The following is a 380-nucleotide window of genomic DNA, read 5'->3' as shown; positions in this document are numbered from 1 at the left end:
ATCGGCCAGTTCGCTGTAGAGGCGGAGGGCTTCTTCGCTGACCGGTACCGCTTCGGTTCGTCGTCCGGTCTCCGACAGGCGGAGGGCGTGATTGCTCAGCGATGTGGCGAGGGCGGGGAGGTGGGCGTCGCGATTGTGGGCGGTTAGGGCTCGATAGAGCGACGTGAGGATATGGGTGAAGCTGGCTGCCGACTCCAGTCGGGCGAGGGAGAATCTGGGGAGAGCATCGTGTTCGGTGGCTACGATCGTCAGCAGGCGGGCGGGGTCGGTCTGGCCGAGCCGTACTGTCGCCGGATCTTGAAAGCTGACCCCCTGGGGTACTTTGAAAGTTAACCCCCCTCCGAGATCTTGGAGGGTGCTGAAAGTGGAGGACTGGGCCG

1 protein-coding gene is annotated in these 380 nt (G+C 63.9%); it reads right to left on the bottom strand.

The window, feature by feature from the left end:
- Positions 1-380 (bottom strand): hypothetical protein (locus AB0K60_RS32915; RefSeq protein WP_364064138.1); only part of this gene is annotated, 380 nt, incomplete at both ends.

Source organism: Thermopolyspora sp. NPDC052614 (genome assembly GCF_040678635.1).
In the GTDB taxonomy this organism is placed as follows: Bacteria; Actinomycetota; Actinomycetes; order Streptosporangiales; family Streptosporangiaceae; genus Thermopolyspora.
This window is presented reverse-complemented; position numbering and strand designations above follow the sequence as displayed.